Source organism: Lapillicoccus sp. (genome assembly GCF_039935575.1).
In the GTDB taxonomy this organism is placed as follows: domain Bacteria; phylum Actinomycetota; class Actinomycetes; order Actinomycetales; family Dermatophilaceae; genus Lapillicoccus.
In genome coordinates, this window is record NZ_JBDTKA010000140.1 from 1 (window position 1) to 8,849 (window position 8,849).

General features: G+C 70.5%; 8 protein-coding genes. 6 read left to right on the top strand and 2 right to left on the bottom strand.

Annotation, left to right across the window (positions count from 1 at the left end):
* Positions 1-24 precede the first annotated feature (24 nt).
* Positions 25-432: a pilus assembly protein CpaE gene (locus ABI385_RS16680; protein WP_348104886.1), complete on the bottom strand. Its 408-nt coding sequence runs from the start codon at positions 430-432 to the stop codon at positions 25-27.
* Positions 433-619: 187 nt separating this feature from the next.
* On the opposite strand from ABI385_RS16680, the gene ABI385_RS16685 reads away from it, so the two are divergent.
* Entirely contained in the window at positions 620-2,263 is a 1,644-nt protein-coding gene (locus tag ABI385_RS16685; RefSeq protein WP_348104887.1) for an ABC-F family ATP-binding cassette domain-containing protein, read from the top strand.
* On the opposite strand, the gene ABI385_RS16690 is transcribed toward ABI385_RS16685, so the two are convergent.
* Positions 2,235-2,954 carry an HAD-IA family hydrolase gene (locus ABI385_RS16690; protein ID WP_348104888.1) on the bottom strand — a complete coding sequence of 240 codons (720 nt, stop codon included), beginning with the start codon at positions 2,952-2,954 and terminating at the stop codon, positions 2,235-2,237. The genes ABI385_RS16685 and ABI385_RS16690 overlap by 29 nt on opposite strands.
* 561 nt (positions 2,955-3,515) lie before the next feature.
* Here ABI385_RS16690 and ABI385_RS16695 point away from each other — a divergent pair.
* The 5 genes from ABI385_RS16695 to ABI385_RS16715 form a co-directional block, all read left to right on the top strand.
* Positions 3,516-4,778, top strand: a complete 1,263-nt coding sequence (locus ABI385_RS16695) for a biotin/lipoyl-binding protein (protein ID WP_348104889.1) — start codon at positions 3,516-3,518, stop codon at positions 4,776-4,778.
* Positions 4,778-5,665, top strand: a complete 888-nt coding sequence (locus ABI385_RS16700; protein ID WP_348104890.1) for an ABC transporter ATP-binding protein — start codon at positions 4,778-4,780, stop codon at positions 5,663-5,665. Before ABI385_RS16695 ends, ABI385_RS16700 begins: the two co-directional genes overlap by 1 nt.
* Positions 5,662-6,888, top strand: coding sequence for an ABC transporter permease (locus ABI385_RS16705; RefSeq protein WP_348104891.1), 1,227 nt, complete (start codon positions 5,662-5,664; stop codon positions 6,886-6,888). The genes ABI385_RS16700 and ABI385_RS16705 overlap by 4 nt, the downstream gene beginning before the upstream one ends.
* A gap of 11 nt (positions 6,889-6,899) precedes the next feature.
* Positions 6,900-7,766: a hypothetical protein gene (locus ABI385_RS16710; RefSeq protein WP_348104892.1), complete on the top strand. Its 867-nt coding sequence runs from the start codon at positions 6,900-6,902 to the stop codon at positions 7,764-7,766.
* A partial coding sequence (locus ABI385_RS16715) for a biotin/lipoyl-binding protein (RefSeq protein WP_348104893.1) occupies positions 7,759-8,849 on the top strand: 1,091 nt, incomplete at its 3' end. The genes ABI385_RS16710 and ABI385_RS16715, both read left to right, overlap by 8 nt.

Genomic DNA, 8,849 nt, shown 5'->3' on the forward strand with positions numbered 1-8,849 from the left:
CCCAGCCGAGGGGCCCGGCCGGCGTCAGACGCGCGTGGCGCCCAGGCGCGCCAACACGGCTCGGGCGTAGGCACGTTCGGCCTCGATGTCGAGGAAGCGCTGCTCGCGGCCGTCCGCGGTGGCCGTCACGGCATACCCACCGGTCACCTGCTCGAGGCGCACGAACGCCGCGCCGAGCAGCTCGCGCAGCTGATCCTCACGGGGGAACCACACCACGTCGGACTGTTCGACGCTGTCCAGCGCCCATTCCGTCGTGCCGTTGAAGCCGATCACCGCTCCGTCGCGGAACTCGTGGACGTCGGCGATCACGTTGCTGAGGATGAAGACCTCCTCCTCCATGTCTGCGACGGGCAGCACGAACCGGTCGCCCGCGGTGGGCTTCCACTCCAGGCCGGAGGACTTGAGCTGTTGGGCGAGCGTGAGGTCGAGCACGGTTCCATCCTCACATTTCTGTGCCCCGGCCACGCAGCGAGCGGAAAACTGGTTGGTCCGTGCTGGCCGTGCTGCGGCACACTTGACAAGTTATGTGGACCTGACGACGAACCACCCGCGCCCGAAGCGACCCGCCCGCCCGCTGGATGACCCAGCGAAGCCACCGCTCAGCTCGTCAGGAGCACCCATGGCCCCCCTCTCACTCGTCGCCCGGGACATCGTCCGCTCGTTCGGCGACCGCGCTGTCCTCCACGGCGTCGACCTCGTCACCATGGCTGGACAGCCCGTCGGGCTCGTCGGCGAGAACGGGGTCGGAAAGTCAACGCTGATGCGGGTACTCGCTGGGGTCGACGCCCCGGACTCGGGTTCGGTGACCGCGCCCGACGATCTCGCCTACCTCGGTCAAGAGCCCTCGTTCGAGGTGGGCGCGACCGTCGCGGACGTGCTGCGCGACGTCCTGGCGCCGCTGCACGACGCCGTCGCTCGGCTGGAGTCGCTCGCCGGGCGGCTCGCGACGGACCCGACCGACCCGATCGACCCGACCGCAGAACACGCCGCCGAGGACTATGCCGCCACGCTCGCCTGGGCAGAGCAGCATGAGGCCTGGGACGCCGAACGCCGTGTCCATCGTGCCGCCGCCCATCTTGGTCTGCGAGACGTTGCACGGGACCGGCCTGTGGCCGAGCTGTCGGGCGGGGAGCGAACACGTCTGGCGTTGGCCGCGATCGTGACCCGGCGGCCTGGCGTCGTGCTGCTCGACGAACCGACCAACCACCTCGACGATGAGGCGATGGAGTTCGTAGAGGACTTCCTGGCGACGACGACCGGGGTTGTCGTCGTCGCCAGCCACGACCGGGTGTTCCTCGACCGCGTGGCGGCGGTGGTGGTCGACCTCGACCGGTCGTGGTTCGGGGTCGACGGCGACGGGGGCGGCCGATACGTCGGCGACTTCACGGCCTACCTCGCCGCGAAGCGCGCCGCCCGACGTCGGTGGGAGGACGCGTACCTCGTCCAGCGGGACGAGCTGAACGAGCTACGGGTCGCCCTGCGAACTACTGCCCGCAGGGTGGCGCCCGACCGCGGTCCGCGGGACGGCGACAAGATGGGGTATGACTTCAAAGCCGGGACGGTAGCAAAGTCGGTGTCCCGCCGGGTCCGCGACGTAGAACGCCGGATCCTCGTCGTCGAGCGCGAACGGATCCCGAAACCGCCGCGCCCGTTGCGGTTCGGGGCGGAGCTCACCGGCGCGGACGGCCAGCAGGCCGGACGGGTCTGGGTTCGGGACCTCTGCGTCCGCGCCCGTGTCCGCGTGGATCGGCTCACCGTCGAGCCGGGGGGACGGGTCCTGGTGACCGGAGCAAACGGCAGCGGCAAGTCCAGCCTGCTGGCCGTTCTCGCCGGCAAGCTCGCACCGACCAGCGGCGATGTGCAGGTGACCGCGCATCGGATCGGCTATCTCCCGCAGGACGTCACCTTCGCCGACCCGAGGACAACCGCTCACGAGGTATATGCCGCCGCCATCCGTCCTGGCGACGAGGCGGCACCACTCGGCGAGCTCGGTCTGGTCCATCCCCGCGAGCTCGGCAAGCCCGTCGGGCAGCTCTCGGTGGGACAGCAACGTCGCCTGGCGCTCGCGCTGGTGGTCCTGAGCGCGCCCGACCTTTTGCTGCTCGACGAGCCCACCAACCACATCTCGCTGACCCTCGCGGGCGAGCTGGAGGAAGCGCTCGGGCGCTCCAGCGGCACCGCCATCGTCACCAGCCACGACCGCTGGCTCCGGGATCGTTGGGACGGGCCGACCCTCAGCCTGACGGCCGGCCCGGGGGGCTGACTACCACGAGCCGCAGGACCAGCTCGAGACCGTGCGAGTCGGTATCGGTGCGCGGCAGGATCAGCGTCCGCACACCGAGCGCGGCGGCGGCGGCATCGTCGCTCCACGCGTCGCCGACCATCAACACCTCCGCCGCCGGCAGGCCGAGGAGGTCCAGCGCTCGCTGGAAGATGCCGCGGTCGGGCTTGACGACTCCGACCTCGTAAGACATCACGAGACCGTCGACGAGACCGTCGATGCCGGTCCGCCGCAGGACGGGGCGCAGGTCGTAGCCGACATTCGAGAGCACGACGATGCGGGTCCCGTTGTCCCGCAGGGCTTGCAAGACGGGGAGGGTGTCCGTGTAAGTGGCCCACTGGAGGTGGGTGAGGCCATACATGGCGTCGGCGAGCTCTGCGTCGACTCCGGGCGCCCCGACGACCGTGCGGTCGTAGACGTCTCGGTGCCGGCGGGCGTCCAGGTCGCGGTGGCTATCGGGGTCGACGTCGCGGGCGTGCTCCCAGATCCGGTCCAGGAAGGACACCGCTGCGCCGAACGTGTCGGGTCCGAGCACCGCGCGGGGGTCGCCGTCCCGGCCCAGGTCCCGCCACGCGTCCCGCACCCAACGGGCGGCGTCACCCCCGTGGACGAGGGTGTGGTGGAAGTCGACGACGACGCCGCGGATCGGGGTCGCGGCGGGGATCGAGGTCACGAACCGACACTAACGGGGACACACCGGACGCCATTCCCGGTCGCTGCCGGTGGAAGAGGGTTCGACACGCGCGGACCGGCTTCCTCGACGTCACCGATGTCCTTATGCTGTGCAGGCTGCCGGCGGATCCCCGTCCCCGGCGACACCGTGGTCGTGTCACCCCCCGATAGACACGACCACCGAGCGCGGCGGTACCACTCCCCCCGGTACCGCCGCGCTCATCCCTGCTCACGCCTGCTCACGCCTGCCCACGCCTGCTCACGCCTGCTCACTCCTGCCCATAGCCGGCCGGGCAGCAGCAGCCCTCCGCGATAAGACGCGGACAGGGCAGCGAGCCAGACGGAGTAGGCGCCGATGTCCCGGGACGATCTTCTCTCACAGGTCGGTCACAGGGGCGCGCCATGCGCGACCCAGACCGCGCTCCTACGTTCCGATCGGGTCGAAGCTCAGCGCCGCTGGGCCCAGCTGTCCAGGCACGACAGCTCGCAGAGCGACGCACCGCAACACACGCATCAGACGAAGAATGCCGAACCGCAACATCGAGGCCAACGGGTGGACCGAGTGCACACACGAGTCGAGGCGCGTCGCCGCAGCCGGCGCAAGGTCGTGATCGCCATCGTGGCGGCGGTCCTCGTGCTCGGTGGTGCCGGTGGGGCCTGGGCATTGACCCATCGGAGCTCCGCGACCGCCGCGGCGGCGGCGACCCAGCTGGTGGCGGCGTCGACGACGACGGTCAAGGAGACGGTCTCGGCGACCGGCACCATCGAGCCAGCGACGCAGGCCAGCCTGAAGTTCGCCCAAGGTGGTTCGGTGACCGCAGTGGCCGTCAAGGTCGGCGACACCGTTACGGCGGGTCAGACGCTCGCGACCATCGACCCCAGCACCCTGCAGGCAGCCGTCACGCTGACCCAGCAGCAGCTGACCGCCGCACAGGCCCAGCTCACTGCCGCCACCGCTGCGGCCAACAGCGGGCAGATCGCCTCCGCGAACGCCCAGGTGACCTCTGCCCAGTCCAAGGTCACCGCGGCGCAGACGGCGCTCACCCAGGCCAGCCTCACCTCGACCATCGCCGGGACCGTGGCCGCGGTCAACGTCGCCATCGGTGACACCGTGGGCGGTGGGACGTCCAGCTCGAGCAGCGCCGGAAGCGGCGGCGGAGCGAGCGGGTCGACCGGCTCGAACGCGGCGGCAAGTGCGACGTCCAGCTCGCAGTTCACGGTGATCTCGACGAACGCGTGGCTGGTCGACGCGACCGTCGGCGCCTCCGACCTGGCCAAGCTCAAGACGGGCCTGCAGGCCACGATCACCCCCACCGACGCGACCCAGGCGATCTTCGGCACCGTCTCGACGGTCGGGGTGATCGGCACGACCACCGGTGGTACGTCTACCTTCCCGGTCACCATCGCGGTCACTGGCACACCCACCGGTGTGTACGCCGGCACCACGGCTGCCGTCGTGGTCACCGTCAAGCAGGTGCCCGACGTCCTGACCGTCCCCACCGCGGCGATCCACCAGGAGAACGGGATGACCGTCGTCTACCAGATGAAGGACGGCGCCCAGGTGAGCACCGCGGTCACCGTGGGAACCGTCTACGGCGCCACGACACAGATCACCAAGGGCATTGCCGCGGGTGACCAGGTCGTCGTCACGGCCCGGGCCGGACGCACGGGGACGGGGACCGGCGGCACCGGCGGCACCGGCACTCGCAACGGGTATGGCAACGGAGCGGGCACTGGCACCGGGTTCGGTGGCGGCTTCGGGACTGGCGCCGGCGGTCAGGCCCCCGGTGGCGGTGCTGCTCCAGCCAGACCGGCCGGCAACTGATGACGTCTCTGCTCGAGGAGCCCGTGCTCGACGACACCGACCCCGTGGTCGGCGACCCCGATGTGGACGATGCTGCCGAGGGCGAGTCCGCGTCCGAGCCGATCCCGATCCTGACCCCGATCCTTGACCTGAGCCAGGTGCGCAAGACCTACGCCACCGGCTCGATCGAGGTGGAGGCCCTGCGCGGCATCGACCTTGTGGTGCCTGAGGGTGACTACGTCGCGATCATGGGTCCGTCCGGCTCGGGGAAGTCCACGCTGATGCACATCCTCGGCGCGCTCGACATCCCGACCTCCGGCGCCTACCGGCTTGCCGGGGTCGACGTCGGCGGCATGGACGAGGAGGATCTGGCCGACGTCCGAAACCGCCGGATCGGGTTCGTCTTCCAGCAGTTCAACCTGCTCGCGACCCTGACCGCGTGGCGCAACGTCGAGCTCCCCCTCGTGTATGCCGGTGTGCCGCGCAAGGAACGCCGCCGCCGGGCTATCGAGGCGCTCGAACGGGTCGGCTTGGGCGACCGGGTGGACCACAAGCCGACCGAGCTGTCCGGCGGCCAGCAGCAACGGGTCTCGGTGGCGCGCGCCCTCGTGACCGACCCCGACCTCATCCTCGCCGACGAACCCACCGGCAACCTCGACAGCACCTCGACCCGCGACGTGCTCTCGCTGTTCAAGGAGCTGCACGACCAGGGTCGCACCGTCGTCCTGATCACCCACGAACGCGAGGTCGCCAACGAGGCGGCCCGGGTCGTGTTCATCCGCGACGGTCACCTCTTCCACTCCCACGAGGAGGAGCTGGCGGCAACGGCAGCTCTCGCCGAGCAGGAGGAGGAGACCACCCGCATACCCCTGTGGTCACCTGACACTTCGAGGGAGGAGGCGCCGTGACTTGGGCCGACACCTTCCGGACAGCGTACGAGGCGATCCTCGCCCGTCGGATGCGTTCGGTCCTGACGATGCTCGGCATCCTCATCGGCATCGCCGCGGTCATGCTCACCGTGGGCCTCGGCCAAGGCGCGCAGCAGCAGGTCGCCAGCGCTATCAATGCGCTCGGGTCGAACCTGCTCGTGGTCACTCCCGGGAGCACGACGTCCTCCACCGGCTTCCGGGGTGGTCAGGGGTCCGCCACGACCCTGACCGCGGCCGACGCCCAGATGCTCGCCGACCCCACCGTCGCTCCCGACGTCGCGGAAGTCGCGGCTGCCTCCACGAGCTCGCAGTCCCTGGCTGCCGGCTCCAACACCTGGACCTCCTCGGTCGTCGGCACCAGTCCCGCTTGGCTGACCGTCCGCGCCCGGACCGTGACCAACGGCCGGTTCTTCACGGACGCCGACGTGACGTCAGGCAGCTCGGTCGCGGTCCTCGGGCCGACGACCGCCGGCGAGCTGTTCACCGGCGATCCCATCGGCCAGACGGTCACGGTCAACAATGCCCAGTTCACCGTGATCGGGGTCCTCGACAGCCAGGGCACGAGCTCGTCGACCAACCTGGACGACCAGGTCCTCATCCCGATGACGACCTATGCGACCCGCGTCTCGACCAGCACCAACCCCGAAGCCGTCTCGACGATCTACCTGCAGGCGAAGAGCCAGGACACCCTCTCCGCGGCCTACCAGGAGGTCAACGCCGCTCTGCTCACCAGCCACGGGGTCACCGCGACCACCGCCGACTTCACCCTCAGCAGCCAGCAGTCTCTCGTCGAGACCGCCACGAGCACCGAGCACATCCTGACTGTCCTGCTCGGCGGGATCGCCGCGATCTCACTCCTGGTCGGGGGCATCGGCGTCATGAACATCATGCTTGTCTCGGTCGCGGAGCGGATCCGTGAGATCGGCCTGCGCAAGGCCCTCGGGGCCACGCCGACGGTGATCCTGCGCCAGTTCCTGGTCGAGGCGAGCCTGCTCGGCCTGACCGGGGGCGTCCTCGGCCTCGTCGTGGGTTACGCCGGTGCCGCGCTCCTGCCGCGGCTGATCTCCCAGCCCGTGACCATCTCCGCCATCTCCGCGGTGGGTGCCCTCGTCGTCTCCCTGGTCATCGGCCTCGCGGCCGGTGTCTACCCGGCCAACCGCGCCGCCCGTCTCGCCCCCATCGACGCCCTCAGAAGCGAATGAAAGTGACCGTCATGACGACCGTGTTGAAGACCCGTTCCGCTCGCCTCCTCGCCACCCGCGTGGCCCCGTATGCCGCCCTGGCGCTCACTGGTGCCCTCACCCTCAGCGCCTGTGGTGGGTCAGGAACGGCAGCGAGCCCTGCGCCGGCTTCGACCAGCGCCACACAGGGCGCGCAGGGGGTCGGCCAGGCCGGGGGGCAGGGCGGCAGTCCGGGTGTCACCGGTCTGGTCGCCGCCGTGACCGGATCGACGATGCAGGTCCAGACGCGGACGGATCAGACCGCGGTGTCCTGGACCGGCTCCACGATGTTCACCTCGTATACCACCGCCGCCCTCGCGGACGTCGCGGTCGGCTCGTGCGTCACCGTCACCGAACCCATAACGAGCGCGAGCAGCGGGGCGAGTGGCTCGCCGGGCGCTGCTCCGGCCACGGCCGTCGCGGCTGCCACCGTCCAGGTCCGACCCGCCGCGAAGGGCGCGTGCACCGGCGGGTTCGCCCGACGCGGCGTCAGCGGCCGCGTCACCGCGGTCAGCGGCGACGTCATCACCGTGCAGGTGACGATGCGGCAGGGTCGGACGCCCGGGTCGACGGTGACGTCTGAAACCGCGACGAGCTCGCCCACACCGACCAGCGTGGCGATCACGACCACCTCGTCGACCACCTATCTCAAGGAGGTCGCCGCCACCGCGGCGGACGTCTCGGTCGGCGAGTGCGCGACCGCGCTGGGCAAGGCCGACGACACCGGGTCAGTCGCGGCCACTGCGGTCACACTCCGACCCGCGACGAAGGGTTCGTGCACCGCGGGACGTGGCGCCGGCGGTGCTGCCGGTGCCGGTGGGGCGGGCGGCGCGGCAACGACGGGCACCACCCATGGCTGACCGGGTCCCTCGGCGTCGTAAGAACCGGTGGCGTCGGCGTGCAGCCGTCGCCGTGGGGACGGTCGTCGTGCTCGGGACCGGCGGGTACGCGGCGTACGCCCAGGTGAGCACTCCCTCGCCGGACTCCACCTATCGGCTGGCGACCGTCGGCACCGGTTCGGTGTCGCAGTTCCTCATGCTGACCGGCACGGTCAAGAGGGTCTCGCAGGTCACAGCGGCCTTTCCGGTCAGCGGGAGCGTGACTGGCGTCAGCGTCGGCGTCGGCGACACCGTCACCGCCGGCCAGCAGCTTGCGACCATCGACCAGACCCCGTTGCAGGCCGCGATAACCGATGCCCAGGCCCAGCTGCTGACGGCTCAGGCGCAGCTGACGACGGACCAGACGGCCACGACGACGAGCGGGTCGAGTACGCCGTCGACCACCCCAAGTACGCCGTCGGCAACACCAAGTGCAAAACCGTCCGCTCCGGCGATTCCGGCCATCAAAATGCCCGACCCTGGCCCGCTGAAACAGGTTGTCGCGACGATGAACTCCGCCGCGGCCGAAGAGGCTAGGGCCTGCGGACTGGTGCTGAGCGCCAGGCCGGTGACGCCGCCGCCGTCCCACAGTCCCACCGGGACCTCGACCACCTCACCGACGGCGACGGCTACCACCTCACCGACGGCGACGGCTACCCACTCAACGACCGCAACTGCCGCAGGTATCGGACTGATCTACAACGTCAAAGTCGGAGATATTGACGCCTGCGTCCCGGCGCTGCAGAAGTGGGCCACGGCACTGACCGATGCCCAGAAGGCGGTCTCCGAATACAGCACCGCGCTAACCAAGGCCCAGCAACAGATGGCGCAGGCTAGCCACAGCACGACAACCGTCGCATCAACCAGCAAGCCAGCGGCGCCGACCTCCTCGAGCGCGTCGCACTCGACGGGCGGGTCAGGCTCTGGCGGAGGGTCGGCGAGCACGCTGTCCGCCGCGGCCCTGGCGGCCGCCACGCAGGCGAAGGAGCTGACCGACCAGGCGGCCATCACCGCCGCCGAGCAGGCCGTGACCACCGCAGCGACCAACCTCGCCGCGGCCACGCT

Coding starts and splice junctions, on each gene's coding strand:
- ABI385_RS16700 (WP_348104890.1), top strand. CDS start 4,778: ATGACGTCTCTGCTCGAGGAGCCCGTGCTCGACGACACCGACCCCGTG.
- ABI385_RS16710 (WP_348104892.1), top strand. CDS start 6,900: ATGACGACCGTGTTGAAGACCCGTTCCGCTCGCCTCCTCGCCACCCGC.
- ABI385_RS16685 (WP_348104887.1), top strand. CDS start 620: ATGGCCCCCCTCTCACTCGTCGCCCGGGACATCGTCCGCTCGTTCGGC.